Source organism: Streptomyces sp. NPDC025784 (assembly GCF_055558435.1).
In genome coordinates, this window is the sequence record NZ_JBVHMN010000005.1 from 16158 (window position 1) to 43094 (window position 26937).

Below are 26937 nucleotides of genomic sequence, written 5' to 3' on the forward strand. Positions count from 1 at the left end.
TCTAAGCAGATCCCGTGCGGTTGCTGATCTGCGCAGGAGTCCCTGTAGGGCGCTGTTACACAAGGGTCACATCCGCGTCTCGCTGGGCGGGCAACCCGCTGAACCGACCGAGTACCGCTCGTTATCGTTCCGTGATTTTCCGAGCTCATGGCGATCATCTGGTGTGACCAGCTTGAGTTGCCATGCAATCGGCACGACACCGGGAACACTCATCGACCACTGACGGCGCCTTGGTCTCCCACCGCGATGTCAGTCACCGGCCCGCGCACCGTCGGGGCCGCCCGCGCCGCCAGGGGCGCACGTATCTGGTCGGCACACTGGTGGCCACGGGCCTGCTCGGCTCCGCCCCATTCTTCCTTGACGGGCAAAACGACGCGTCGAGCCGTGCGCCGCACCCGCGGAGCTCGGCAACCGCCACTCCCACTCCCACTCCAAGCCCTCCGACCCAAAATCCGACTCCCACCCCAACGCCGACGGAGATCGACGTCCCCTCGACGGGCACCGGCACGTTCGTCACCGCGCGGGCCGGCGGCGCGAGGGTCGGTGACGGCTCGCGTCCACTGCGGTACGTGGTGAAGGTGGAGACCGGGCTCGACATCTCACCGGCCCGATCGGCGGACGAGATCGCCGACATACTCGCCGCTCCTCGTGGCTGGACCCACAACCCGTCCTACTCGTTCCAACGGGTGAGCGCGGGACAGCCGCACGACCTCACGGTGACGATCGCGACTCCGGGGACGACGGACGCGTTGTGCTGGGCGGGCATTCACCAGAACACGCACGGCGAATACAACTGCGAGGTCCCCGCCGGGGTGGTGGTGAACCTCAAGCGCTGGGTCAAGGGCTCGCCCACCTTCGACGGGCCGATCCATGATTACCGGGCGTTGATCATCAACCACGAGATGGGGCATTTCCTCGGCCACACGCACAGGACCTGCGGGGCCCCCGGTCACCTGGCCCCCGTGATGATGCAGCAGATCAAGGGTCTGCACGGATGCATCGCCAACGCCTGGCCCTACGACGAAGACGGTCACTTCGTCACCGGGCCGCGCGTGCAGTGAACCGGCAGGTGCTGCCCGTGTGGGCGGCTGCTCATCGGTGTCCGACGCGCTCCCCCTCCTTCCGGATTTCGAAGCGGCCACAAACCGGTGCAGCAAGCCCGCGGGGGTGCATGACATGTGGCCAGGCCCTGGATTGAGGGCGCACCACGCGGGCACGTGCAGTACGAAATCGTGGACAGTTCGCCGTCCGGGCGAGGGCGGTCGGCAGGAGAGGGGAGCGATGGGATGGCTGATCCATCGGCGGCGGTGCCGCGGTCGGAGTCGGATGCGCTGGACGATGGTGAGGCCCGGACACCTCCGTTGCGGCCGGGTGATTATGACCCGGCCCACTACGCCGAGTGTGTGGCGCGCAGTGCAGAGGCGGCCGGTGTGTCCCCTCTGCTCGTGATGACGGTGCTGCACAACGAGGCGTACAAGCCGCACCACCCGCTGTTGGAGCGGTTGTGGCAGTGGTGGAAACCCGGGGCGTCGTTCGGGGTGGCCAATATGCACCGTGCCACGTTCGAGCAGGTCCGGCGCAGGCACGGCCTGTCCCAGCGGTGGCACGACCTTCGTGATGACCCTGCTTTCGCCATCCATGCCGCGGCGCTTCACTTGAAGGACCTCGACCGGAATCTCCCCGAGCGGCACGTTCGCCGCCTCGGCCGCGACGAACTGCTGGCCCTGGGCTACAACGCGGGTGAACGCAACATGCTGTTGTTCGCCCGAGGTGTGCCGCCGGGTCCCATGGCACGGTCGTACCTGCGCCGTTTTCGAGCTCATCGGAGCCGAGCCACCGCGGCCCTGGCCAGGAGTGGTGGGCCGCGCGACGCCGGAAGTGCGATGAACACGGAGGCGCCGCATTCCAAGTGAGGATCCCGTCTGACTACGAGTTGCGGATTTCGGTGCACGCGTCCCTTCTCCCGTCGCATTCGCGCCTCGCGAGCGCATGGCGGGCTTCCAGTGACCGTCCTGGGCAGCACTCGCCCGGCATGTCTGCCGCTGTCGCGACTCCGTGAGCCGTCTCCGCAGCCCCGGAAGCCGGCGGCATCATGCTGACCGCCCTGGACTTCCCTGCCGACGTTGCCGCCTGACGTCGTACCTGCAACGTCCACGCACCATGTACGGTGCGGCCCACGGCCTCATCGGCGGCGCGACGATGACGGTCCCGGGGGGCGACGCGCCGTCCGACGCTTGAGCAGCGCGTCGAGGCCGGCCGAGTGCGGTGGAGACCGATTCGCGCTGTGCGTGAGCGATCTGGGAAACGCGGTCGCGCGCCCGAGGGTGACCAGCCGGCAGGCTCGGCCCGGCACAGCCGTGCACCCGGCTTTCCTGGCTTCCTCGTTCACTGCAGCCACTGTGCAGCCCATGCGAAGTACAGTGCTAGTGCGGCGTCTTGACCCTGGTCTGCTTGATTTGGGCAGGTTTCGGCCGTTTCGCGCCGTCAAGTAGTGCGAAGAAAGGGGCGTGTTGTGGACGCCTACCTGTGTCCTCCCGCCGTAGTACACGGCGAGCATGCCGTGGAGACCGACCAGATCCTTGCGGAGGTGCGCGGTCGGCACCCGCAGGCCCCCTGGCTTCCGCGGATCGACGGCATCGCCGCGAGTACGGGGATCTCCTCGCGAGGGTGGATGCTGCCGCTGCATACGGCTGTCGCCCCCAGCAGTGGGAGCGGCCTGCGAACTCCGGGCGTTGGTCCGGCTCGTGAAGCGCTGGCCCGTGGCGGGTTCAGCGACCGGCAGGTGGAGCGGGCGATCGCTGCCCTGGAGGCGATACCGGCGCGGCAGACGATCCAGGAGCGCACCGCGCCGGCCTGGGCGGCCGTGCAGACATACGCGGAGCGCGCGGCCCGTGAGGCTCTCGGGATCGCCGGGCTGCACGCCGCTGACGTCGACTGTCTGATCACCAGTCACTCCACCACCCCGGCTCTGCCGGGGCTGGACCTGTCCCTGCTCAACCGCCTTCCGCTGCGCGGCGACGTGCTGCTGCTGCCGGCCAGCCAATGGGCCTGCATCGCCGGGACCCGATCCTTGGCGCTGGCGGCTGATCTGGTCGCCGTGGACCCGGACCGGGTGGTGTTGGTGGTGATATCGGAGGCGTTGAGCACCACCTATCAGCCCGCCGACGACACGCTGGAATCGCTCATCGTCCGGTTGCTGTTCGCGGACACCGCCGTGGCAGCGGTGGTCACCGGACACCCCAGGACGGAATCGATACTGCGGCTGGACGCCGTCTGGCATCACACCCTGCCCGGAACCTCGGACCTGCACCGGCTGGACACTCGGACCGACGGCACGCACTTCGTGATGGACCGCCGCGGACCGCGCGCCGTGCAGGAGACGGTCACGGCGATGTGGGAGTGGCTGCGCATACGCCACCAGGACGACGAGCACCCGTGGCACCCCGACCTGCTGCTCGCCCACCCCGGTGGGACCCGGGTGATGGAGTACATGGAACAGACGATGCCCGAGGAGTGGCCGACGGGGCTTTTGGACTACAGCCGGGACAGCTACAGGACCGGCAACCGCGGCGGTGCGGCCGTGCTGGACATCCTGCGGCGCGCGCACGACGCCGGCCAGAAATCAGGCAGCCGCACCGTGCTGTACGCGGCCGCGCCCGGGCTGACAGCCACGGCCGTGGAGGGCGAGTGGCTCTGACTTCCGCCCCCATCACGTGGTGCGAGTGACACTGCCTTCCGCCCCCTCACCCGGTCGAAGCGCGCCACGCTCATCTCCGCGTGCGCTGATCGTCCAGTTCCGCCCAGACGGACTTGCCGGTGTCGGTCCACCGCACTCCCCAGCGCGTGGTGAGCTTGTGGACGACCTGCAGGCCGCGCCCGCTGTCGTCGAGTGCCCCACCGTGGCGCAGCCGCGGTCGGCCGGTTCCGCTGTCGCCGACCTCGCACGTCAGGCGGCGGCCGGCTTTCACCAGCCGCACCGAAACGGGCCCGGAGCCGAAGAGGACGGCGTTGGTGACCAGTTCGCTGATCACCAGCAGGGCACTGTCCTGGGCGTGGTCGCTGACACGCCATCGCCGTAGGGGAGACAGGGCCAGGGTGCGGGCGCGTGCGGCCGTGTCGTCGCCGGCGGGCAGCCGCCAGGTCGCGGTGTCCTGGCTGCGGCGGCCGGCCATACGGGCGAGCAGCAGCGTCACGTCGTCGCGCCGGTGCCCCTGCGGGGGCAGATCGGCGACCATGCGACGCGCAGTCTGCTGCAGATCGTCCCAGGGATGCATCGCGCGCACCATGTCTGTCAGACGGCTGATGCCGTCGTCGATGGAGGCCTCCTGATGCTCGACCAGGCCATCGGTGTAGAGGGCGAGAAGCGAGCCGGGCGGCGCGGTGAACTCCTGCACCTCGAACGGCTCCCGCACGGCGAACTCAGTGCCCAGGCCCGGGTGAGGCTGTGTCGTGATGGTCACGGCGGACCCGTCGGGATGGACGAGGACCGGGGGCAGGTGGCCCGCGTTGGACATCACGACCCGGTGGTCGATCGGATCGTAGACGGCGATGCAGCAGGTCGAGCCCAGCGCGCTGTAGCCGGCCGCAAGGCCCGCGTCCGAGTCGTCCAGGAGCGTGACCGTCTCGTCCAGACGCTCCAGTACTTCCCCGGGGCCCAGCCCCGCCGACAGCAGTGCCCGGGCCTCCACGCTCAGCTGGCCCATGGCCGCCGTGGCCCCCAGGCCATGCCCTACGACGTCACCGACCACCAGCGCGGTCCGGTCGCACGGCAGCGGGAAGCTGTTCACCCAGTCACCGCCGACGCCCGCACTGTCGGGAGTGGTGGGTTGATAGACGGTGGCGACCTCGATGGTGTCGCTGCCGGGCCGTGGTAGCAGCCGGCGCTGCAAGGCCAGGACCTGGGCGTGCTCACGCTGATGCTGACGGGCCAGGTCCACGTGACGCGCGGTTTTGGCCACGAGCTCTTGCAGGTCGAGCAGTTCGCTGTCCCGGAAGAGGCGCTCCGGCCTCCGCCAGACCTCCGTCACTCCCAGCACGATGGGCCCCGGTGTGCCGTTCGGCCCGTCCACGACCAGCGGTATGCAGGCGACGCTCGCCGGTCGGTCACCAGGTACCAAGGCACGCGCCAACCGTGGATCGCTGAGCACCCGCTCGATCGCCTCGCGGTCGGGAATGACGATGGCCTGCGGGACGTCGTCGCGCGTGACCGCGCCGACCAGCAGACGGCTCGCTTCACGGGGAAGGTCGTCCCCGCAGGTCAGATACCCCTCAGGCCAGGCCCGGTCCGGGACCAGAGCCGCCCGCCGGAGCCGGATGCGCTCCTGCGCGTGCCCGGTGACGGCCTCTCCCGTCCACACGGCGAAATCGAGATCCACGGCGGCCACGTCCCCCCAGGCCAGCAGTGACTGGGCCAGGGACTGCGCGGTCTCGCCGATGTCCAGTGACGTCCCGATCGCGGTCGCGGAGGCGTAGAGGTGCAGCCGCTTGGCCATGGCGATCAGGGAGACCGTCAGGCCTCCCCGCGGTGCTGCGGCCGGCAGGATGCTCATCGAGACCACCAACTCCGTCCCGTCGTCCCGCCTCAAGCGCTGGACCCGGGCGACGTGCGGCTCCTGCGTCTCGAGAACCTTCCGCAACCGCTGTGTGACCGTCGGTACGTCCCCGGGAGGCAACAGTTCGGCGAAATCGGCCTTCGGCGCGAGGTGCACCCCCGCAAAAGGAGCAGCGTCCAGATTGCAGCTGATGACTTTCAGATCCCGGTCGAGGTTGACCGCCCCGAGGATCTGTTCCTGACCCCCGTTCTCCGGGACCTCAGCCACGGGCCGAGGGGGCCCCGGGTCGCTCCGCGCGGCGGCAGGACCGGTGGCCGCCGTGGATCCGGCCCCGCGGAGGTAGTCCGCCAGGGCACCGCTGACCATGTCGAACGGTGAGGCGGACGAAGCGGAGGGTGTGGAGTCCATGCAGGTCACTCAGCTCGCTGACTCCGGCACACGCCGGAGAGGCATTCCCGAGTCCGTGCGAGGGAGCCCCGAGATCCCCTACCGCACACCTCCTGGATAGCACAAAGGCCGTCTTCGCCGAAGGGGTGAGGAAAACGGGGCAAGGGCGAGCAGAGGCAGGCAAGCAGGTAGTCACGGGCGCATACCCTGCGTCGCCGTAACCACGGGCCGTAACTGATCCACTGCACTCGGAGCAGCGGACAATCCGCGTTCGGACAAGCCGGGCAGTCTCGGGCTCACCTTGAGCGACCCTGCCGTGGGTGGACGTCGAGGGTCCGACCGACCGCCCGCACATGCTCGCAGCCGCCCGGGGCGCGGGCGCAAGTTCGATTGTCGTCACCTCTCCCCCGCCCCACCTCGGCGAAGTCACGCCAGCCCCGGCCTCCTGGAGCCGGGACGATGTCCTGGCGGCGGCACATGGGTGGCTGCTCCAGCAGACTGCCTGCCGACGACCGTGCACTGTCGTCTGCGACGCGTACTGGTCCGTATGCTCTGGACCGCCTCACCTGGTGTCAGGGCTTGGCAAAGGCCGGTGCCCAGGTGTTCCGGCGGGGGCCGCACCGAACCATGATCGTCGTTCATGGACCATGAACAGGACCCGGTATGCCCTCGATGCCGTCAAAGCCTGCCGGAGCTGGACTCCCGCTTCAGCGTGTGGTGCCCCGCCTGCGGCTGGAACGTCGACCCCCTGGCCGACAACGCAGATGCGGGGCGTGGTGGAGCGCGCAGGGAGGAGCGGCAGGAGCGGATATTGCGCCGGGTCTTGTCCCGGGGCACACGAAAGGCTTGGTTCCGGCCGCCGTTGTGGGCGGCGTTCGTCCTCGCCACGGCGGTCAACCTGGTCACCGTCGCGTTGACGGTTACGGGAGTGTGGCTGGTTGCGGCCGGAGCGAACTGGCCACAGCGGCTCGCGGGCGGTTTGGCGCTCGTCCTCGCGCTGGTCCTGCGGCCGCGTCCCGGCAAGCTGCCGAGAAACACCTTGTCCCGTACTGCCGCACCCGTGCTCCACGCGCTCGTGGACCGGGTCGCCGCCGTCACCGGAATCCGGCGGGTGGACGCGATCGCCGTGGACCAGGGCTACGGCTCGCGCTGCATCCGGGTCGGGCTGCGTCGACGGCGCGTACTGGTACTCGGACTGCCTCTGTGGGAGGTCCTGACGACCGATCAGCGCCTCGCCCTCCTCGGCCACGACCTGGGACGCAACGCCGGGACGGGACTGAGCACGGCGTGGATCGAGACAGCGCTGGACGCGCTCTCCACCTGGGCCGACGTCGTGCGCTCCAGCCCCGCAGCCGACAAGGCGCGCATGGAGGCACTGGACTCGCACGTCTTCGACGCAGGGGCGACCGCAATGGGCCGCCAGAACAGCACCACCAACATGGGGGCGGCCCTTGCCGCGCCGCTCCAGGACACACTGGCCCAGGGCGCCCTCCTGCTCCACCGCCTGCTGAACCGGCTCAGCGAACAGTCCGGAGAACTGACCGAATACCGGGCCGACGAAGCGGCCGCCCGTACCGCCTCCTCCGACTCGGCCGAGGAACTGCTCCGGGCCCTGCTGCTCCGAGAAACCGCCCTCGCCGCTCTTGCACGGACGGCTCGCAGCACCACCGACATATGGCCACAGCTACGCGACGCCGTGACATCGGTACCCGACACCGAGCGGGAACGCCGCCTGCACGTGTCGCGCCTCCGCGACGGCGAAACACCTCCCGCCCGTCTACGCCTCCGATACATCCGCGCACTGAACGTGCCGCAGGCGGCGGTCTACGTGAGCGACGAGGAGACACAGGCCATCGAAGTCGAGCTGGAGCCGATCCGCGACCTGATCACCGCCGAACTGCGCAACGCAGCCAACTGCTAGGCGCTGTTTCTGCTGGTCGGCGGAAGTCGCGCTGGTCCGTGATGCGTTGGTGGTCCAAGGAAAGACGTCCCGCTTCCTGCGGGGAGATGCAGGTGCAGGGCCTGCCCGGCGCTCGGTGAAAAACCCTGTTCTCGCGTTCACGGGCACAGGGTCTTTTCATGCCGGATACGGACGGGCCGGCCGCGCTGTCACAGCAGCTGACAGCATGCGCCCCGCAAGCCGACGTACAGGGATCCCGGCTCGCCGTCGTCATTGCCGACAGGATCTCGGATGAGGGAGCCGTACGCGCACTGGCTCGCTGAGCAGGTGGGACTCACAGTGATCGGGCCCGGACAGCGGTGGTGAAGCGCGGACGCCCCGCTGAGTGGCGTCGGCTGTGCAGCGTCTCCCACACCCGCGAGCGCTGCCGGCCCCGGCGCCGCCCTGATGCGGTCCTGCGGACCGCGGGTACGACCACGACAAGTACTGCCGCCCGGTCCGGGATCTCGGCGTAAAGCCACTGATCTCACGTCGTGGCCCGCCCTTCAGGCCCTCGAAGCCGACATCCGTGCATGGGTCAAGGACCGCAACGAAGACCCAAAGCCGTTCATCTGAACCAAGACATCCGAGGAAATGCTCGACTCCCTCGCCCACTTCTGCCGACGGCGGCGCAGGACGCTAGGCGCAGACCTGCCAGCCGTCCAGGCCTTCGACCTCCTCGGCCGTGGTTCCGAGAGGGAGCGTCTCCGTGTGCCGGCCGTCGGCCCGCACGACCTCGGCCCGCAAGATCCCGGCAGCGCGTCCGTCGAGCTCCACCCCATAGATCGTGCGGGTCGCGTCACCGGCCTCGATGACACGAACCCTTCTCACGGCGAGGCGCTCGTCACCGCAGGAGAGCGACCGAACGGTCTCTCTGTCGGCCTCGATGATGAGCCCGTACCCACTCCGCGCGCTGTACACATCTCCTTCGTAGAGTCGGCTCAGCACCGACGCGGGACTGATGACGTCGTCGGGCTTCGTCGTACACGATGACGAGCTGGCCGTCCCGCCGTAAAGCGCGGAACAGGAGCGGGCGTCGGTCGTCATCCAGAAGAACACCGTGCTCTTGGCCCCCACGCTCACCGGACTCAAGCCCGCGCGGTCGGGGCTGTCGTCACCCGTGGCGATCTCGCTGAGCACACTCTGACGGTGCCGCTCCACTTGCGCCTGCCGCGACTTCTGCGACGGCGAGGCGGGAGCCTGCCGCTGTGGCGATGCGGACTTGCTGCCGCGAGGCTCGGCGGAGCGCGCATCTCCCGCATCTCCCGCACACGAAGCGAGCGCGGCCGAAGCGAGCGCGGCCACAGCCGCCGCGGCGGCCCTCGCCCGAAGACGTCCCATCACGCCAACCCTCACCCATCCTTCGGCCCCGTAAATCCGGGTCAGCATACGGTCGCGGGTCGCGAGGTGCAGAGGGGTACGCAGTGTTGGCGGGTGCACAGCGGTGGAGGAGCACGCGGCATCGGCAGATAAACAGCAGGGCCGCCTGCGGTGCGCCGGTATCACCCTCGGTCTACCAGCACTTGGCCCGGTGGACCCGGGCACGCGTGGCGGGCCCGGCTCCACCGTCTCGTCCTCGACGAGCTCGGCATGTGCGGCAAGCCCGACCGGTCGCGGTGCGCGATCAACTCTGTCCGCAGGAAGCCGGCCTGCCCACCGCGGAGACTGTCAGGTCCGTGGGCGGCATCGGCCGGGGATCACCCGCGGAGCGAGCGGGCTCCCGGGCTGTGGCCCTTGAAGCGCTGGCCCATGGCGATCTCGTCGCCCACCGTCGACCAGACGGTCTCATCGTCCTGGAAGGGAAGCGGGTCTTTGCTGCTCGTGTCCTCACGGACGCGATCGACCTCGCCGTTCAGGCGCTCGAAGTCTGCTTCCTCGTCGCCGTCGTCGCCGCTGAAGGTGAACTCCTCGAGCAGGCGCTGGAACCGGAGGGTGACATGGACGAGGGAGGAGACGTCCGTGTGGAGTTCCCGCACGGTCTCCTCGTCAGGGTCGAAGGCATGCACCTTGCCGGATACGGGATCGAGAGTGAGGTGCGCGTTGAGCAGCCAGCCGATGACGGGCCAGTGACCCGTGCCCTCCTCGAAGTTCTCGATGTCAAGGACGTCCTGGACGAGGGGCAGCAGGCCGTCGTCCTCGCCGGGCTGACGCAGCAGGAGCGTCCCGGTGGGGACGCCGACGGTCTGGAGGAGGCGGGCGCCCTCGGTGTCCGCGGCGGCGGACGGAAACGCGGTGGCGGGGGTGGTCGCGAGCCGGTCCTCGCCGAAGATGTCGACGAGTTCACTGCGGGTGACGTCGAAAAGCACTGCCAGGACTCCGGACTCCGCGGCGGCACGCGCACCGTGGGACTCTTGGTGGACGGAAGCGACCACCACGACAGCGTTGCGGATCGAGGCGCTGCCGGCGACTCCGATTCCACCCCGCCGACTCCCCCTCTTGCAGGATCCCACTTCCTCGCAGCAGGCATCAAATGACGCTGACACAGCATCTGAACGTCGTGCGGTGGGCCGTGTTGAGTGCTGTGGAGTCACAGGCCGTGGGCGATGGGGTGCAGCGGTTCGTACAGGGGGAGTTCGGCGCCGCTGGGGAGCCGGATCGCAGTCAGTCTGCCCCAGCGTTGTTCACTGACCGGTCGGGTGATCTCAACGCCCTTGGCGCGGAACTCGCCGAGCTGGGAATCGAGGTCGTCGCACATCAGGTAGAACTCGTGCTGGGGCGGGCCATCGGTCGGGTGCACGGCGACTTCGGCCGGTGGCAGCTTGAAGATGAGCCAGCCGCCGCCCGCGTCGACGCCGGGAAAGTCGAGGACGTCACGGATGAAGGCACGGTCCGCCTCGGCGTCCTGGCTGTAGAGGATGACATGGGCACCGCTGATCATGGCTGGCTCCGCTTCATCGACGTGCTGGCGGTCGAGTCCCCGGGATCCTGTCACGCCAAGGCCAAGAAAATCCTGCTCCGGGCTCGATGACACGGCGACCGCCCTGAATGCCAACGGACACCAAAGATCCTCATGGGACAGCTCTTGACCGTGCTCGGACGCAGCGAGCAGGTCTGGGTGCACACTGGGGAAGGCAGATGCGGGTGGCCATTGAACCCGACCCGACAAACCGGGTTGCCAATGTCAAACAGCCGCTGGCGGCGGCGCGGCCCGAAGGGAACATCAGCCCGCAGCGTCATGTCCCGGTGCGGTACGGTCTCGCGGCCACGGCCGGCGACGGCGTCCGTGAGGGTCGCAGCCAGGTCTTTGTTGTATGTAGTGTGCGGAAATGACAAGAAGCGAGCGGCTCGCGGAGCAGCTGGACTGGTACTGGCACAAGAACCTGCGGCCGCGGCTGGACGGTCTTACCGACGAGGAGTACTTCTGGGAGCCGGTGCGTGGCTGCTGGAGTATCCGCCCACGTGGCACGTCGGCCGCACCGATGTCGGAAGGTTCGGGGGAATGGACGATGGATCTCGCGTCCCCTGGCCCGGAGCCGGCGCCGGTGACCACGATTGCCTGGCGGCTGGCGCACATCATCGTCTCGTGCCTGGGCTATCGAGTCGGATGGTATTTCGGCGGCCAGGACGTCGACTCCGAGACATTCGCCTACGCGGGGACCGCCGACGAGGCGCTGAAGCAGCTCGATGAGATGTACGGGAGATGGAACGCGGGGGTCCGCGAGCTTTCGGACGCTGACCTGGAGAAGCCGCCCACGGTGGGTCCCGAGCGGTTTCCCATGGAGAACAGGGTCCTGCACGTCAACAGGGAGCTGATCCATCACGGCGCCGAGATTTCCCTGCTGCGCGACCTCTACCGCTGGCAGGACGGAGCCGTACCGCGCCGAATATGATGTTCCGGTGACCAGCGATCGAGCTGCGGAAACGTATGTGGACTCCGTGACGCTCCGTGGCTGCGAGCTTCAATGAAGCTGTGCCGCCTCGAAGTAGCTGATCGGGGTGGTGGCGTGAGGGTCTTTCGGGGTGCTCGTGCTGGTGGTGGGCGGCAGTCTGAGGTGTAGATCGTCTGGCAGGGTTGGTCTTGCGGGCGCTTCAATTGTCGTCACCCCACCCTCGGCGAAGTCACGCACACCCGCGGCCTCCTGGAACCGGGACGATGTCCTAGAGGCAGCAGCACGTAGGTGGCTGCACAAGCAGGCTGCCTGCCGGCGACCGTGAACGGTCGCAGGGGCTTGGGAGATCTCGTAGCTGAGTGGCACGAGGACAGCACCGGCTCTTTCTGCCTCGTGACTTCGGCACAGCCGATGCCCGGTCGCTCGTGAAGGGGTGCCGGACCCGTCTCGTGCTCGTCCATCGTCCGACTCCCCCGAGCGGGCGGCCGGTTGTTTTCCCGCCCGCTCGGGGGCAACGATCGGGCGGGTTCGGCAGTCGTAGGGAGCGACACACATCGGTCTCCTGCGCTCGCCACCAACTGCGGTCGTCCGCAGCCTGGTCGGCAGCAAGGCCTGTCATCCCTGGGAGGATCCATGAGCCGCTTCGCCGTACCACCTGGCGACGGACAACGCGGCGGGCGCGACATCGCCCCGGACTTCGCCGCCGCACGTGCCAGACGGCGCAAGCCCGTAGGTCGCGTCACAAGCCGCGGTGTCGTGGTGGGGGCCGTCGCCGTCCTGCTGGCGGGGGTCGGCGCCTCGGCCGACGCCGTGTCCGGTACCGGGCCCAGCGACCCTGTGGTCAGCGGCGCCACCGTCAACTCCGGACATGACGTCATCGTGGGTATCACGCACAACGTGCAGTTCCCGGTCACGGTCATTGGATCGGATGACTCCGGCCTGTCCTTCGCCGATGTGGATCTGAAGGGGCCGCACGGCGGTTTCTACACCACTGATGCGTTCTGCGAGTCCGCGACCGCATGCACGATGGGGTTCACCGTCAACGCCCACCCTGCTCCGGGCAGCGACGACCCAGTGGACCTGGCCAACGCCAACGCGGGAACCTGGTCGGTCGACGCCTTGGTCGACACCAACGACGGCGTTTCGGTTTTCGCCCGCGGCGTGGCGTCGTTCGGGCTCAAGCGTGCCGCGCAGCTCACGGTCAACGCCGCACCGGAACCGGTGGCCAAGGGCGCTCGTATCACCGTGACCGGCAAGCTCGTGCGGGCCAATTGGGACACCTACCGGTATGCGGGATACACGGGTCAGTCCGTGAAACTTCAGTTCCGCCCGAAGGACAGCAACACCTACACCACGGTGGCCACGGTGAAGACCAGCAGCACCGGCACCCTGCGCACCACGGTCAAAGCCGTCAAGGACGGATACTGGCGGTGGAACTTCACCGGCACCAACACCACCGGGCCGGCCAAGGCCACCGGCGACTACGTCGATGTGCGCTCCTGAACCTGCACGCATCACCATGAGCGGCCGATGCGACCCGCCTCTTGGGGGCGTCTCCTGGGACCGCTGAATCGCCGGACTCCGGCAGTCCCAGGAGCGCCATTTACAGGTGTCGCTGGAACGTCGACCCCCTGGCCGACAGCCAGAGCGCGCTGCGGCCTGCCGGCGGAAAGCGGCTCAGCTGGTCAGCGCGGACTGCGACGCTGACCGTCGAGGGAGACGTCCTGCAGCCGCTGCACCGCTGCCGTACCACCGCTCGCCATCCCTCAGGGCAGCGGAGTGTCAGCAGGGGCAGTGCGGACAGGTTCGGGCCGCCGGTGACGCGCCACGCACTGTACGCGAACCGGGAGCGCGACCGCAGGACGTCCAACCGGCCTGGCGTCTGCGCGCGGCGACGCAGACGCCGCACGGGCATCGGGCCGGCTGAGGTGGTGAATCAGCCGGTGAGGTTCCAGGGCCCACCACAACAAGAAGATCAGCCGGGGAAGGTATCGCTCCAAGCCCTTCACTGTCTCGCGAGATGACGAGCCGACGTGCTCTTCGCGACGCTTCGCGACAGCACCGTTACGATCCGCAAGCCGCGCCGTCAGCCTGACCGAACCGGCCCCGCCGACGCATGCGCTGCGGCCTGCCTGCTACGAGCTGTCCTGCAACATCCCGGACCGCCACGCTCGCCCGACCGCTAGCTAGCCGCGTACGTTCACGGTGGCCATCATGCCCAGATCCTCATGGTCGAGGATGTGGCAGTGAAAAACGCTGCGCCCGGCGAAGTCGCTGAACCGGATCCGCAGGCGCACCCACCCCCGTGCGGGGACGAGCACGACGTTCTGAAGCACGCCGGCGGGCGGCATACCGGCGCTCCCCGCCAGCACGTGGAAGGGCCAGACGTGCAGGTGGAACGGGTGAGCCATGGGGCTGGTGTTGACCACGGTCCACTCCTCGACGGTGTCGAGGACGACGCTCTGGTCGTCACGGTCCGGGTCGAAGGTACGCCCGTCGATGGTGAAGCCCATCCCGCCCATGCCCATCCGACCCATGCCCATCGCGAAAGTGAGCCGGCGCTGCCTGGCCGCCGGGCCGTGCGGGACAGCCGGCGCGGACAACCTGACGGGCACCGATGGCGACGTCGCTGCCGGGCCGGCAGCGGCCAGGGTGGCCAGGGTGACCGGACCACCAGGGGAAGGGCCACCGCCCATCATGCCGAGACCGCCGCGGTCGTAGGGGTCGCTGATCAATGCGTACCGGCCCCTGCCGGTGGGGCGCACGAGCAGGTCCGCACGGTTGCCGGGGGCCAGCACCACCTGGTCCCGGTCGACCGGTGCGGGCAGGAACGCGCCGTCCAGGGCGACGTGGGTGAGCCGGTGCCCGTCGAGCCGTAGCACCAGCACCCTGGAGACGCAGGCGTTGATGACCCGCCACCGCTGGACCGAGCCGGGTGCGGCGGTGATGACAGGTTGGTGCTGGCCGTTGACCAACACCAACTCGCCCTCGCGCCCCCTCATCTTGGCCATCATGGTCGGCGAGGCGACCCGGCCGGCTCCGTCCAGGGTGGTGTCGGTGACCAGCAGGAGCCGATCGCTGTGGACGGGCAGGTCATCCTCACCCCCGGCACCCTGGACCAGCAACGCTCCCACCAGGCCGGCGAAGATTTGGTCGGCTACGGTGCCGTGGTGGTGCGGGTGGTACCAGAACGTGCCCGCCGGATGCCCGGACGGGATCCTCATGGCGTAGTCGAAGCCGGCACCGGGCTCGATGGTGAGGAACGGGTTGTCGCTGTTCCCCGACGGGGACACGTGCAGGCCGTGCGTGTGCAGGTTGGTCGGCTGGTCGATGTGGTTGACCAGTCGCACCCGCAGCAGATCCCCGGGTCGCACCCGCAACGTCGGACCAGGTGAGGTGCCGTTGAACCCCCACCCCGCGGTCTCCCGCCCCGCCAGCCGAACGCCTGAGGCGGCAACAAGCCGCACGTCCAGCAGCCCGTCACGGCTGGCCAGCACCTGCGGCTCGGCAAACCGCTCGCCCTGCGCGGCCGGCTTGAGCCGATCACTGCGCGGGGTGTCCCGGCCCGCGGCCCAGCCCGCCGCGCCGGCCGTACCCAACCCGAGCAGGCCAAGCGCCCGGCGACGGCTGATCGGCTCCCCGCTCACAGCGACACACTCCTGCGCCGCCTGTGCTCCTTCTCGTCGATCTCCCCGCGTTCGTAGCCCTCATCACGGATTGGCCGAGCCCCCGCCCCCATGCGAGAAGACTCCCGCCCACCACGCGCCGGGTTCACCGTCGAGCAGCCGATGATCAGCAAACCCGCCACGACCAGTGCCGGCCACACTGACATCCAGCCGATCGCCTGACCGCCCAACACCGCGATCACGTCCCTCGGGAAGCTCTTTCTCCTCAGCACCAGCCTAGCTCCGGCCCATAGCGACGGCATTCAGGAGAGTCTGCCGTCGCTCGCGAGCGGTCTCGTCAACGGGGTGCAGGGCTGCCGCGTCACGCACCACAGGGGGGTGATTGCTGATGGCCCCGAGTTTCGGCCGCGATGCTGCAGTTGGACTCTCCTGGTAGGGACGAGTCGCGTGTCGTCGCCGGCCCCGGTGCTCAAGAACTGACACTCGCTCCACGTACCAGAGAGCCCAGGGACGTGGCCATCGCGCCTGGAGACCGGGCGGAAGGGCAGACACGTGATGGCGTTCACCGGTTCGGCGGTCGTCGGGATCGGCAACACGTTCCGGCGGGACGACGGCGTGGGACCGGCCGTGGTCGCGCTGCTGAAGGAGCGGGCCGTGACTCAGCCGCTGCCACCTGGCACCGTTCTCCACGAGTGCGACGGGGACCCGGGCCGACTGATCGGACTGTGGGAAGGCACTGGCCTCACGGTAATCGTCGACGCCTGCTTCCCCTCCAGCCCCTGTCCTGGGCGGATCCACCGTTGGCGTCCGCGCCCGGGCTCCGTCGCGGCCCTTGGCCCTGGGCGGCACAGCACGCACGCGATCGGTCTCGTCGAGACGTTGCACCTCGCCCACAGCCTGGGACGGTGTCCCGGCTGTCTCGTCGTGTACGCGGTCGAAGGGGCCAGCCAGTCCCTGGGGGCGGGGCTGACGCCTTCGGTAGCCGGGGCGGTAGAACCTCTGGCCGAACGCATCGAGGCGGACGTCAGGCGGCACACGGAAGCGGCTCTGCGGCGCCCCTCCTCGGCACCGCCGGGCTCCGGCACTCCGCGGGACACGCCGGACGGCTTCGATACATGTGACGCGGACACCTGACACTCTGTCAGTCACTTGCGGACCGTCGGCTGAGCCACCGCCTGTCCGGCCGTCGGAATGCCCGCGCAGAGGGGATGGAGAATGGCAGACTCCGAGGACATCCGAGCAGTCCTCGACCGGGACGGTCTTGACGCGCTGGTACGGGTGCTCAAGCAGCGCGGCAGGACCGTGATCGGCCCCACCGTACGCGACCGCGCCATCGTCCTGGCCGAGTTGGACAGTGCCGACGAGCTCCCGCACGGCTGGGGTGTCGAGTTGGAGGCAGGACAATACCGGCTCCGTCAGCGGGACGATGTCGCCGTGTTCGCCCACAGCGCCGGACCACAGTCCTGGAAGTCGTTCCTGCACCCCGAACGCGTACGACAGTGGACTGCTGAGCGGGGCAGCAGCGGTGAGCTCACCGTGCGCCAGGAAGAACAGCCGCGCGTCTCGTACGCCTTCCTCGGAGTGAGACCCTGCGATCTGCGAGCCATCCAGATCCTCGACCGTGTGATGAGTGGCGGCCGATACCAGGATCCCGCCTATCGCTCCCGTCGCTCCGGAGCGTTCCTGATCGCGGCCGAGTGCACAGAGCCGGGAGCCACCTGCTTCTGCGTCTCCATGGGCACGGGCCCGGCCGTAGACGCGGGGTACGACCTTGCCCTCACAGAGGTGCTGGATGACGGCGGGCACCGCTTCCTGTGCCGGAGCGGGAGCGCGGAGGGCGCAGCAGTACTCGCGGAGCTCCCCCGCCGGCCGGCCGACGTCGCCACCCGTGCTGCGGCGACCGGCGCGGTGAGTCAGGCCGCCGAGCGGATGGGCCGATCGATGCCGCCGGTCGACCTGCGCACCCTCATGCGCGACAGCCTGGCGGCAGAGCGCTGGGACGATGTCACCTCCCGGTGCCTGAGCTGCGGCAACTGCACCATGGTCTGCCCCACCTGCTTCTGCACCACTACAGAGGACATCACCGATCTGACCGGCGATCACGCCGAGCGCTGGCGCCGCTGGGACTCGTGCTACGACCTGGAATTCTCCCTCCTTCGTGACGGCCCCGTCCGCGCGTCTCCGCTCAGCCGCTACCGTCAGTGGCTCACCCACAAGCTCGGCACCTGGCACGACCAGTTCGACAGCTCCGGCTGCGTCGGCTGCGGTCGTTGCATCGTCTGGTGTCCCACCGGCATCGACCTCACGGCAGAAGCGCACGCCTTGCACCAGGAGGCTGTGGAGAGGGGCACAGCGCCATGACATCGCAGGCGAACACGCAACCAGCGGCCGGCATCCTCACGGCGCTGCCCGCGGAGCACCGCAAGCGACTCATGGCCCTCGCCCACGAGGTCGAGTACTCCGGGACCACCCGACTCTTCGAGGAAGGCGGAACGGCCGACCGCTTCTGGATCATCCGGTCGGGTGACGTCGCACTCGACGTGCAGATTCCCGGCCGCGGCCGCGCGGTCGTGGAGACGATCGGGGTGGGCAGCCTTCTCGGCTGGTCATGGCTGTGCCCGCCGCGCCAGTGGCACCTTGGGGCCGAGACCAGGAACCCGGTGTCGGCCTGGGAGTTCGACGCCGCCGAAGTGCGGGAGCTGTGCGTCACAGACCCCGCGTTCGGCCTGGTGCTGGTCACCCTCGTCGCCGAGACGATCGGCGACCGGCTGCGTGCCACGCGCACTCGGTTGCTCGACCTGTACGGACCGCAGGCAAGTGGAGCGCGGCCATGACGATCGTCCCTCTCCCCTACCGCCTCGTGGACCGTCGCCACGAGACGGCCGATGTCGTCACGCTCGACCTGGAACCCGTCGGGGAGAGCCTGCCGCCTTTCATGCCCGGCCAGTTCGCCATGGTCTACGCATTCGGCGTCGGCGAGATCCCCGTCTCGGTGTCCCGCACGCTCGAGAACCAGCGACTCAGCCATACGGTCCGCGCGGTGGGTGCGGTGTCGCGCGCACTGTGCGGTCTCCTGGAAGGCGCGGCCGTCGGTGTGCGCGGCCCGTTCGGAACCAGCTGGAACGCATCGGCCGCCCGAGGACATGATGTGCTGGTCATGGCGGGCGGCATCGGACTCGCCCCGCTGCGTCCCCTGATCGACGCCGTCCTGGCCGAACCGCATGTGTACGAACGGCTGAACGTCCTCGCAGGGGCCCGGACACCCGATGATCTGCTGTACCAGGACGAGTTCCCAGGATGGAAACACCCGTTCGGGGCGGTCACGGTCGACCGGCCCACCCGCGGCTGGACCGGCCGGGTCGGTGTCGTCACATCGCTGCTGGACGAAGCGGACTTCTCGCCGGCGAACACCACGGCGTTCCTCTGCGGTCCGGAAGTCATGATCCGCGCGACAGCCCGGCAGCTGATCCACCGGGGTGTTCGCGCGGACCGTGTCCGAGTGTCTCTGGAACGCAACATGCGCTGTGCCACCGGCCATTGCGGGCACTGCCAGCTCGGTCCGCTGCTGCTCTGCCGCGACGGCCCCGTCGTCGGTTACGACGTGGCCGAGCCCCTTCTCGCCGTACGGGAGCTGTGAGATGACCGATCGCACCTCGCCCGCGGAGCGCGCCCGCCCCCGGCTGGGCGTGTTCAAGTTCGCGTCGTGCGACGGCTGTCAGCTCACTCTCCTCGATTGTGAGGACGAGCTGCTCGGCATCGCCCACGATCTGGAGATCGCTCACTTTCTGGAAGCGTCCAGCGATGTGTCCTCCGGGCCATACGACCTGTCGCTCGTCGAGGGGTCCGTCTCCACCCCCGAACACAGGGAACGGATCCTGCGTATCCGTGCCGAGTCCCGCTACCTCGTCACCATCGGTGCCTGTGCCACGGCCGGCGGGGTCCAGGCACTGCGGAACTACGCCGACGTGGCGGAGTATCTGGCGACGGTCTACGCCCGCCCCGACTACATCGAGACCCTCGCCACCTCCACACCGATCTCCGCCCATGTGCCCGTCGACTTCGAGCTGCGTGGCTGCCCCATCAACCGCGCCCAACTCCTGGAGGTCATCACCGCCTTCCTCGCCGAACGCAAGCCCGGAATCCCCAACCACAGCGTCTGCTTCTCCTGCAAACAGCGCGGTAACGTCTGCGTTCTCGTCGCCCACGGCACACCATGCCTGGGCCCCGTCACCCATGCCGGGTGCGGAGCCATCTGCCCCACCTACGGGCGCGGCTGCTACGGCTGCTTCGGGCCCGCCGGAACGACGAATCTGCCCGCCCTCATCCCCGTCCTGCAATGCAACGGGATGAACGAGGACGACGTGGCGAGGTTCCTGCACACCTTCAACGTCACGGGCTTCACCGCGCTGGAGGACGACCGGCCATGACCGAGCCTGCCGCCCGATCACGGGTTCTGCGCATCCCCGCAATCACCCGCATCGAGGGTGAGGCCTCGCTGCGACTGCGGATCATCGACGGCACCGTCGTCGAGGCGGGCCTGAAGATCTACGAGCCCCCGCGCTTCTTCGAGGCCTTCCTCCGGGGCCGTGCACACACCGAACCCCCTGACATCACTTCGCGCGTCTGCGGGATCTGCCCGGTCGCGTACCAGCTGAGCGCCTGCCGTGCCGTTGAGGATGCGTGCGGAGCCGTCGTGGACGGGCAGCTCGCGGCCCTGCGGCGGCTGCTGTACTGCGGGGAGTGGATCGAGAGTCAGACCCTGCACATGTATCTGCTTCACGCCCCGGACTTCCTCGGCCACCCGGATCTCATCGCCATGGCGCGCACCCATCCCCAGCACGTCGAGCGCGGGCTTCGTCTGAAGCAGACGGGCAACGCCGTCTTGGAGGCACTCGGCGGACGTGCGATCCATCCGGTCAACGTGCGTCTCGGCGGATTCCATCGCACTCCTGCCCGCTCAGAGCTTCGCTCCCTCGCGGAGCGCCTGCGGGTGGCGCTCGACGACGCCTGGGAGACCGTGCGCTGGGTCGCCTCCTTCGATTTCCCCCATGACGAGTGCGACGCCGACCTCCTTGCCCTGGCCGAGCCGGACATCTACGCGATCGAGTCGGGCGTACCCACCGTCCTCCCGGCCGACCGCACTCTGCCGCCCCGCAGTTTTCCCCTGCGCCACTTCTCCGAACACGTCACAGAGCAGCAGGTCCCTCACTCCAGCGCCCTGCACGCCCGGCTGGACGGCAGCCGCCACCTGACCGGCCCCCTCGCCCGTTACGCCATCAGCGGCCATCTGCTCTCCCCGTCCGCCCGCCAGGCCGCGAGAGAAGCCGGACTGGGCGACCCCCCTCTGGCCGCCTCCGACACGGGCACAGCGGTACGGCACGACGTCTGCACGAACCCCTACCGCAGCATCCTCGTCCGCGCTGTGGAGGTCGTGTACGCCGTGGAGGAAGCCCTGCGGATCATCGGCGCGTACGAGCCTCCAGCCCGGCCGTACGTCGAAGTGCCACCCCGGGCAGGCGTGGGACACGGCGCAACCGAGGCACCACGCGGCCTTCTCTATCACCGCTACTGCCTCGGCGACGACGGGCTGATCACCGACGCACTCCTCGTCCCCCCGACCGCGCAGAACCAGGGTGCGATCGAGGAAGATCTGCGCGTCCTCGTCCAGAACGCCCTGGACCGTGGCGTGTCGTCCGACGCAGACCTTGCCCGCCTGTGCGAACGGGCCGTCCGGAACCACGACCCGTGCATCTCGTGCTCGGCCCACTTCCTGGACGTGGACATCGATACGGACGTCGAATGAAGCCTGCTGCCGGCGACAGCCGCTGGGGTCAGGTGGTCGCGCAGACCACCTCGACGAAGTGGCCCACCTGCTTCTCCGGCAGACGGCGTGCGAGGTCCGCCTCGCTGATCATGCCGACCAGGCGGTGATCGTCGACGACGGGCAGTCGCCGGATCCTGTGTTCTTCCATGGCACGGAGGACCTGGTCCGCGTCGGCCCCCGCATCGATGGTGATCGGCTTGCCCTGGGCGAGGTGGCCCGCCGTCATGGTCTTGGGGTCTTTACCCTTTGCGAGGCACTTCACCACGATGTCCCGGTCAGTGATGATCCCGTGCAACCGGTCGTCCGGACCACAGATGGGGAGGGCTCCGACGTCCAGCTCCCGCATCCGGCGCGCCGCATCTTCCAGGGTCTCATTCTCCTGCACGCACGTGGTTCCAGCGTGCATGATTTCCCGCGCAATGGTCATGGCCGTCTCCTTCGAGCCTCGGGATGCTCGTGGGGAGGCCCCGGGAGGTGGACCCGCCCCGAACAGCTTGTCCTTGAAGCCAGTGTGGGTTCCTCACGGCCCCTGTGCATACCGGGCGCGCTCAGGGCCGATCGGCCCTAGCGGCCCTCTGCGTCCCTGTGGTGTGCTGCAGGTGACGGGAAGGACCTCGGAAAGGCGCGGGGGAACGGCTGGCGTCCGCGCACCGGCGCAATCAGGATCCGCGAGAAGCGGGTAGGGCCCTTCCCGCCTCTTCGTGGCAGGTGTCCTGGCAGCCTGCCGGACAGATGTCGACCGCCACACCTCAGCAGCTCATCGAAGCTGTCACCACCGGGTGACGGTCGGCAGACGTCTCCATCGGCATCTCCACGCGCGGCGGGCCCTCGTCGACGTCGGTCCACGGCACCACGACCACCGCATCCACCGCGGAATCCGCACCCCGGTCCGTGCGCCCTTCGGACCACCGAAATCGAGGATGGACGGCCACGACCGGCGGCGGTCTCGACCACCTCACGGCCGCGAGGACACAGTCGTCTCCGAGCCGGAGTTGCACGAGACCCGTCTACGACGATCGTGGAGTAGTACGACCCTATGAAGAACCAGCAAGAAGCCCCCTGTCGACGAAGGGAAGGCCGCCGTGGTTGCGAGGACAGGCGTCTTCGGCGCCATGACGAAGGAGCATCGCGATCAGTTGATGTCGCTCGCGCGTGAGGTGTCGTTCGACACCGGTGAGCGCATCTTCGAGGAGGGGGCGATCGCCGACCGCTTCTGGATCATCCACACAGGCACGGTCGCTCTCGATCTTCGAGTGCCGGGCCGGCCGGGGGTGGTCATCGAGACCCTCGGCCCGGGACGGCTCCTGGGCTGGTCCTGGCTGGTGCCTCCCCATCATTGGCATCTGGGGGCCGAGGCAACCAGCCCGGTACGCGCTCACGAGTTCGACGCGGCGACCGTACGGGGGATGTGCGAAGAGAACCCGCAGCTGGACCACGAGTTGTGCACGTACGTGTCCGGTGTGCTCGCGCGTCGGCTCCGCTCCGCCCGGATCCGGATACTTGACCTCTACGCGCCGCACGGCGCCGGCGACGTCCCCTGACGAGAGCGCGAGACGAGGTGGTCGGAGATGCCTGAGACTCCGCACATTGTGAGCGACGTGATGTCCCAGACCGTCGTGGCTGTCGGACGTGACGCGCGCTTCAAGGAGATCGTGCAGACCATGGAGCAGTGGAAGGTCAGCGCCATGCCGGTGCTGGAGGGCGAGGGGCGCGTCATCGGTGTCGTATCGGAAGCCGACCTGCTGTTCAAGGAGGAGTTCCACGAAGAGCAGCAGACCCTGTCCGAGCAGCGACTGCGGCTGTCCGACGTCGCCAAGGCCGGGGGCACAACGGCGGGGGAACTCATGAGCACTCCCGCCATCACCGTCCACCCTGACGCGACTTTGGCGCAAGCCGCCCGGATCATGGCCGTCCGGCATGTCAAGCGGCTGCCCGTCGTCGACGACGTGGGCATGCTCCAGGGCATCGTGAGCCGCGCCGATCTGCTGAAGGTCTTCTTGCGGTCGGACGACGACATCGAGGAGGAGGTACGCCGTACGGTGGTCTCCTACCTATTCCCGGCGTTCAGCCACGCCATCCACGTGACCGTGCACGAGGGCGTCGTCACCCTCCGAGGACACGTACGGGACACGTCCCTCGTCTCGGTCGCCGTGCGGCTCGTGCGCGCCATCGAAGGTGTCGTGGACGTCGAGCCTCAGCTCACCGGCGAATCGGCCGGCGCCGGCGGGCCGGAAGGGCACACCGTCTGAACGCCTGGTCGCGCCGTACCGGCGACCGACCCGTCGCGGCACTTCGGACGGGGCTTCGAGCCGGACACTCACCGGGCTGCGGTCATCACCCTCCTGGCATCTGGTCCGGCGTGGGCCAGCCTGTCCTCGGGCCGGCGCTGCGTCCCTCCGAGGGCGGGTTCATTCCTTCGATGTCGAGGTCGGCCACGCCCACCAGCTGCCGGCCGAGGTCGTGGAGGGCGCGGCCTGCCGCCAGCTCGTCGCCGATCTCCGGTACGTCCGTGTCGCTGGGGTTGCGGTGCGCCACGCCGTGGCCGGTCAATTCGTTCGCGCCGGTGTCCAACACCACCCGGGCCGTGGTCGTTCCTTCTTCCTCGAAGAGATAGAGCCGAACCTTCCATTCCCTGGTGTGCGCCATCACAGTGCTCCTTCCCTCACGACGGACCGCCGAGCTCCGGAACGGCTCCGCTCGTCAATCGGCACGTCCGCGATGTCGGCCTGGTCAGGTCGGCTGTCGTCGCTCCGGACAAGGGGCGCCGCCTCACCGCGGTCGGGGCGTGACGCTGTCAGCTGTGGAATCGGGCGGACCACAAAGGCTCCACCACATCCCATTCCGCGTCCCATTGTGCGTACCGTCTCCGGTCCAGCGCGCGGCGCGTGCATTTCCGCGCTGCGACGGCGAGGGCAATCATGCCGACCGCTGTCACACCACCCATCAGCCAACCGGTGGCCCTGGCGTTGTTCGCGGACAGTGGCGGATCCTGGACGGTCCCCTCTCGGTCCACCCAGATCCTCACGGTTTCGCCCGCCGTCTTGTCCCACGGTACGGAGGCGACCCCGGTCCGCTGTTGCGCACTCTGATCAGTCCAGCCGACCCACGCGTTCTGGTTCCGGTCCGTTGCGCTTCCGGCAGAGGTTTCGGATGTCGACGTCACTCGGGCGGTGACCTGGTGGCGCTCGGCGGACTGTGTCTCGACCACGCGCATGGCGGACCGGTAGCTCGCCTGGCCGACACCCAGCGAGGTCGTGGGCAGGCCGATCGCGAGTACCGCCACAATCAGGCCTGAGGACCAGGCTTCGACGCGGTCCGACGAGCGTTTCATCGGGCTCTTGCCCTTGACCTGTCGCTCATGGCGCGGCTGCTCGGGGCCGCAGGCCTGCGGGGAATCCTGTGCGCTCATGGTCTGCCTCCAGCCGCTGCTGGTGCGTCCCCCGGCCACATCCGACTCACCCACCACCCTCCGGCAGCGACGAGGGCCCGTCACGGGGCCGAACGTCCCCGGCGACGGGCCGTCCGGGCTGTTCGGTCACCGAGACCGCGAAAGGATCTCCACGGGACGCGGAGCGCCCTCACATGCGCCGCGCGGAGATGTGAGGTAGTCCTCGTTGTGAAGCGCCGAGCCCGCAGATCGGCGCCCGAGCTCCCCGTTCTTCCAGATCCCGACGAGACGGAGGCAGCCATGGAGCAAGCCGTCACCGTGGGTGTCGACGGCTCGGCCGACAGTTCACCGCCGCGCGCGGGGCCGTCCACGAAGCCGAGCGGCGATCCTCCTCTGCGTGTCCTGCACGCTTGGTCCCCTTTGCCTCCGACGCGGACCCACGTCCAGTCGGAAACGGATCGGAACCACTGGGCGAGGCAGATGGTTCAGCAGGCTCGGACGGGGCTCCAGGTTCGTCGGCATGACACCGATCCTTCGCCCTCTGGTCCACGCTGTCGGCGCTCGCACCGGCTGTTCCGTAGCCGGGGTGCCTCATGACACCCGGCCGGCGTGCGGAAGTGATCGAGACGCACACTGCTGTGCTGCTCTTCATCGAAGACAGGGTCTACAAGCTGAAAAAGCCGGTCGATCTGACGTTTCTCGACCACAGGACACCGGCCGCGCGTCGCATCACGTGCGAGCGGGAAGTCGCCCTCAACCGGCGCTTCGCTCCCGATGTCTATCTCGGCGTAGGTGAGTTCCGAGGGCCGGACTCGCAGGAACCCGAGCCCGTCGTGGTGATGCGCCGCCTACCGGCGGAGCGCCGCCTCGCCCGGCTGGTACAGCGAGGTGCGGCCGTGGACGACGCCCTCCGGGCCGTTGCCCGCCTCCTTGCGGCCCGTCACGCGAGTGCGCCCAGCGGCCCGCAAGTCGCCGAGCAGGGCACGCGCGATGCGCTGTCGTCGCGCTGGGAGGCAAGCTTCGCCCAAGTCCGTGCGCTGTTCGACGAGGGTGCAGCACCCTCTGAACTGGACGGGATCGAAAGCCTGGTGCGCCGGTATCTCGCCGGCCGCGAACCCTTGTTCGACACACGGATCGATCAGGGAAGGGTGGTCGACGGTCACGGTGACCTGCTCGCCGAGGACGTCTTCTGCCTCGACGACGGCCCACGCGTGCTGGACTGCATGGAGTTCGACGACCGGCTCCGGTACGTCGACGGCCTCGACGACGCCGCATTCCTCGCCATGGACCTGGAACAGCTCGGTGCTCCCGATGCCGCCGCCCTCTTCCTCGCCGCGTACAGCGAGTACTCCGGCGATCCAGCGCCCCCCTCGTTGCGCCATCACTACGTCGCCTACCGGGCGTTCGTCCGGGCCAAGGTCTCGCTGCTCCAAGCCCGCCAGGGTGCCCACGGAGCGGATGCGGCGGCAGGCCGCCTGATCACGACCACGCTGCGCCACTTGCGCGCAGCCGCCGTCGGCCTGACTCTCGTCGGGGGTCTGCCCGGCAGCGGGAAGTCGACGCTGTCGGGCGCGCTTGCCGACCGCCTCGGGGTCACGCTGCTCAGCAGCGACCGCTTGCGGAAGGAGCTGGCGGGTCTTCCGGCCGAGCAGTCGGCTGCCGCGCCCTACGGTGAAGGGCTGTACTCCCCCGAATGGACCACCAGGACCTACGCGGCCCTGCTCGACCATGCGTCGGCACTGCTGTCCCGGGGCGAGTCCGTCGTCCTGGACGCCACCTGGCACGACGCGGGTCAGCGCGAGGCGGCGCTGCGGGTGGCGGAGCACACCTGCTCCGATCTCGTCGCGCTCCACTGCCAGGTTCCTGAAGAGGTCGCGGCGACCCGCCTTGTCATGGGCGACCGGGGGGCGTCGGACGCAGACCCCGGCATTGCCGCCGCGCTGGCCGCGACGGAACCGCCCTGGCCCGCGGCCACCACTGTCGACACGAGCGGCTCCGTGCAGGCGGCGGTGGACCAGGCGCTGGCCGCTGTCCGCCCACATGCCGACCGCCAGGCCCGCGTCTTCCGGCATCCCCGCATGGAGCCGGACTGAAGGCATGCCCGTGCCGCCGTGCCTGGCCGGAACTCACTGACATCGGGACCCTCCGAACTGCGCGGTCGCAGTCCCGAGACGGGCGGCGGCCGGACCCACGAGCAGGCGGACTGTCATCTGCGCCTTCCGGCCGCATCCGCCGGGATTCCGAGGCGTTCGATCAAGACTCGTGATCAAGATTCGGTATGGCTCCGTCCTTTGGGCGTGTGGAACGCGGCTGCGACCATGAGGGCCGTACGGTCCCGTCCCTACCCGGTCGGCCCCTGCGTCCGACGTCCCGTGGGCGTTCCACTGGAAG

Annotated in this window: 23 protein-coding genes and 1 pseudogene; 16 read left to right on the plus strand and 8 right to left on the minus strand. The window is 69.0% G+C overall.

Annotated elements, in window-relative coordinates:
* Nucleotides 1–182: 182 nt before the first annotated feature.
* The 3 genes from ACZ4IF_RS13615 (at nt 183) to ACZ4IF_RS13625 (ending at nt 3697) form a co-directional block, all read left to right on the plus strand.
* Nucleotides 183–1061, plus strand: a complete 879-nt coding sequence (locus ACZ4IF_RS13615) for a DUF3152 domain-containing protein (protein ID WP_467562384.1) — start codon at nt 183–185, stop codon at nt 1059–1061.
* A gap of 342 nt (nt 1062–1403) precedes the next feature.
* Nucleotides 1404–1913, plus strand: a complete 510-nt coding sequence (locus tag ACZ4IF_RS13620; protein WP_467562386.1) for a lytic transglycosylase domain-containing protein — start codon at nt 1404–1406, stop codon at nt 1911–1913.
* Between the two features lie 599 nt (nt 1914–2512).
* Entirely contained in the window at nt 2513–3697 is a 1185-nt protein-coding gene (locus tag ACZ4IF_RS13625) for a beta-ketoacyl-[acyl-carrier-protein] synthase family protein (protein ID WP_467562388.1), read from the plus strand.
* A gap of 70 nt (nt 3698–3767) precedes the next feature.
* On the opposite strand, the gene ACZ4IF_RS13630 is transcribed toward ACZ4IF_RS13625, so the two are convergent.
* Nucleotides 3768–5960, minus strand: a complete 2193-nt coding sequence (locus tag ACZ4IF_RS13630; protein WP_467562390.1) for a SpoIIE family protein phosphatase — start codon at nt 5958–5960, stop codon at nt 3768–3770.
* Between the two features lie 619 nt (nt 5961–6579).
* Between ACZ4IF_RS13630 and ACZ4IF_RS13635 the strand changes: the two genes are divergently transcribed.
* The gene (locus ACZ4IF_RS13635) at nt 6580–7860 is read left to right on the plus strand and encodes a M48 family metalloprotease (RefSeq protein WP_467562392.1); all 1281 of its coding nucleotides are present in this window, start codon (nt 6580–6582) and stop codon (nt 7858–7860) included.
* Nucleotides 7861–8517: 657 nt separating this feature from the next.
* Here the strand turns inward: ACZ4IF_RS13635 and ACZ4IF_RS13640 are convergent.
* On the minus strand, nt 8518–9018 hold the full coding sequence (locus ACZ4IF_RS13640; RefSeq protein WP_467562394.1) for a hypothetical protein: 501 nt from the start codon (nt 9016–9018) through the stop codon (nt 8518–8520).
* Nucleotides 9019–9410: 392 nt separating this feature from the next.
* Here ACZ4IF_RS13640 and ACZ4IF_RS13645 point away from each other — a divergent pair.
* Nucleotides 9411–9513: pseudogene (locus ACZ4IF_RS13645) on the plus strand (IS5/IS1182 family transposase); the annotation flags it as partial.
* 62 nt (nt 9514–9575) lie between these two features.
* Here ACZ4IF_RS13645 and ACZ4IF_RS13650 read toward each other — a convergent pair.
* Nucleotides 9576–10184, minus strand: a complete 609-nt coding sequence (locus tag ACZ4IF_RS13650) for an SUKH-4 family immunity protein (protein WP_467562395.1) — start codon at nt 10182–10184, stop codon at nt 9576–9578.
* 221 nt (nt 10185–10405) lie between these two features.
* Nucleotides 10406–10756 (minus strand): VOC family protein, encoded by a 351-nt coding sequence (locus ACZ4IF_RS13655; RefSeq protein WP_366827529.1) that lies wholly within the window; start codon nt 10754–10756, stop codon nt 10406–10408.
* 388 nt (nt 10757–11144) lie between these two features.
* Between ACZ4IF_RS13655 and ACZ4IF_RS13660 the strand changes: the two genes are divergently transcribed.
* Both ACZ4IF_RS13660 and ACZ4IF_RS13665 read left to right on the plus strand, forming a co-directional pair.
* Nucleotides 11145–11708 carry a DinB family protein gene (locus ACZ4IF_RS13660; protein WP_467562398.1) on the plus strand — a complete coding sequence of 188 codons (564 nt, stop codon included), beginning with the start codon at nt 11145–11147 and terminating at the stop codon, nt 11706–11708.
* 633 nt (nt 11709–12341) lie between these two features.
* Nucleotides 12342–13211 (plus strand): calcium-binding protein, encoded by an 870-nt coding sequence (locus ACZ4IF_RS13665; protein ID WP_467562400.1) that lies wholly within the window; start codon nt 12342–12344, stop codon nt 13209–13211.
* 683 nt (nt 13212–13894) lie between these two features.
* Here the strand turns inward: ACZ4IF_RS13665 and ACZ4IF_RS13670 are convergent.
* Nucleotides 13895–15355: a multicopper oxidase family protein gene (locus ACZ4IF_RS13670; protein WP_467562402.1), complete on the minus strand. Its 1461-nt coding sequence runs from the start codon at nt 15353–15355 to the stop codon at nt 13895–13897.
* Between the two features lie 534 nt (nt 15356–15889).
* Between ACZ4IF_RS13670 and ACZ4IF_RS13675 the strand changes: the two genes are divergently transcribed.
* From ACZ4IF_RS13675 to ACZ4IF_RS13700, 6 genes are all read left to right on the plus strand, one after another.
* A complete protein-coding gene (locus ACZ4IF_RS13675) occupies nt 15890–16468 on the plus strand; it encodes a hydrogenase maturation protease (protein WP_467563029.1) in 579 nt (192 codons plus the stop codon).
* Between the two features lie 81 nt (nt 16469–16549).
* On the plus strand, nt 16550–17695 hold the full coding sequence (locus ACZ4IF_RS13680; protein ID WP_467562404.1) for a 4Fe-4S dicluster domain-containing protein: 1146 nt from the start codon (nt 16550–16552) through the stop codon (nt 17693–17695).
* Complete coding sequence (locus ACZ4IF_RS13685; protein ID WP_467562406.1) at nt 17692–18168, plus strand: Crp/Fnr family transcriptional regulator; 477 nt, start codon at nt 17692–17694, stop codon at nt 18166–18168. Before ACZ4IF_RS13680 ends, ACZ4IF_RS13685 begins: the two co-directional genes overlap by 4 nt.
* A complete protein-coding gene (locus ACZ4IF_RS13690; protein WP_467562408.1) occupies nt 18165–18971 on the plus strand; it encodes an FAD/NAD(P)-binding protein in 807 nt (268 codons plus the stop codon). The genes ACZ4IF_RS13685 and ACZ4IF_RS13690 overlap by 4 nt, the downstream gene beginning before the upstream one ends.
* Before the next feature lies 1 nt (nt 18972).
* On the plus strand, nt 18973–19761 hold the full coding sequence (locus ACZ4IF_RS13695) for an NADH-quinone oxidoreductase subunit B family protein (RefSeq protein WP_359494390.1): 789 nt from the start codon (nt 18973–18975) through the stop codon (nt 19759–19761).
* Nucleotides 19758–21137, plus strand: a complete 1380-nt coding sequence (locus ACZ4IF_RS13700) for a Ni/Fe hydrogenase subunit alpha (RefSeq protein WP_467562410.1) — start codon at nt 19758–19760, stop codon at nt 21135–21137. The genes ACZ4IF_RS13695 and ACZ4IF_RS13700 overlap by 4 nt, the downstream gene beginning before the upstream one ends.
* 28 nt (nt 21138–21165) lie before the next feature.
* Here ACZ4IF_RS13700 and ACZ4IF_RS13705 read toward each other — a convergent pair whose 3' ends face one another.
* On the minus strand, nt 21166–21585 hold the full coding sequence (locus ACZ4IF_RS13705) for a CBS domain-containing protein (protein WP_467562412.1): 420 nt from the start codon (nt 21583–21585) through the stop codon (nt 21166–21168).
* A 685-nt stretch (nt 21586–22270) separates the two neighbouring features.
* Here ACZ4IF_RS13705 and ACZ4IF_RS13710 point away from each other — a divergent pair.
* Together ACZ4IF_RS13710 and ACZ4IF_RS13715 are read left to right on the plus strand one after the other, a co-directional pair.
* Nucleotides 22271–22699: a cyclic nucleotide-binding domain-containing protein gene (locus tag ACZ4IF_RS13710; RefSeq protein ID WP_467563031.1), complete on the plus strand. Its 429-nt coding sequence runs from the start codon at nt 22271–22273 to the stop codon at nt 22697–22699.
* Nucleotides 22700–22726: 27 nt separating this feature from the next.
* Nucleotides 22727–23407: a CBS domain-containing protein gene (locus ACZ4IF_RS13715; protein WP_467562414.1), complete on the plus strand. Its 681-nt coding sequence runs from the start codon at nt 22727–22729 to the stop codon at nt 23405–23407.
* Between the two features lie 85 nt (nt 23408–23492).
* Here the strand turns inward: ACZ4IF_RS13715 and ACZ4IF_RS13720 are convergent, their stop codons facing one another.
* Both ACZ4IF_RS13720 and ACZ4IF_RS13725 read right to left on the minus strand, forming a co-directional pair.
* Entirely contained in the window at nt 23493–23804 is a 312-nt protein-coding gene (locus ACZ4IF_RS13720; RefSeq protein ID WP_467562416.1) for a DUF1876 domain-containing protein, read from the minus strand.
* A 148-nt stretch (nt 23805–23952) separates the two neighbouring features.
* The gene (locus ACZ4IF_RS13725; RefSeq protein WP_467562418.1) at nt 23953–24567 is read right to left on the minus strand and encodes an Rv1733c family protein; all 615 of its coding nucleotides are present in this window, start codon (nt 24565–24567) and stop codon (nt 23953–23955) included.
* A 596-nt stretch (nt 24568–25163) separates the two neighbouring features.
* Here ACZ4IF_RS13725 and ACZ4IF_RS13730 point away from each other — a divergent pair.
* Nucleotides 25164–26639 carry a bifunctional aminoglycoside phosphotransferase/ATP-binding protein gene (locus ACZ4IF_RS13730; RefSeq protein WP_467562420.1) on the plus strand — a complete coding sequence of 492 codons (1476 nt, stop codon included), beginning with the start codon at nt 25164–25166 and terminating at the stop codon, nt 26637–26639.
* Nucleotides 26640–26937: the final 298 nt, after the last annotated feature.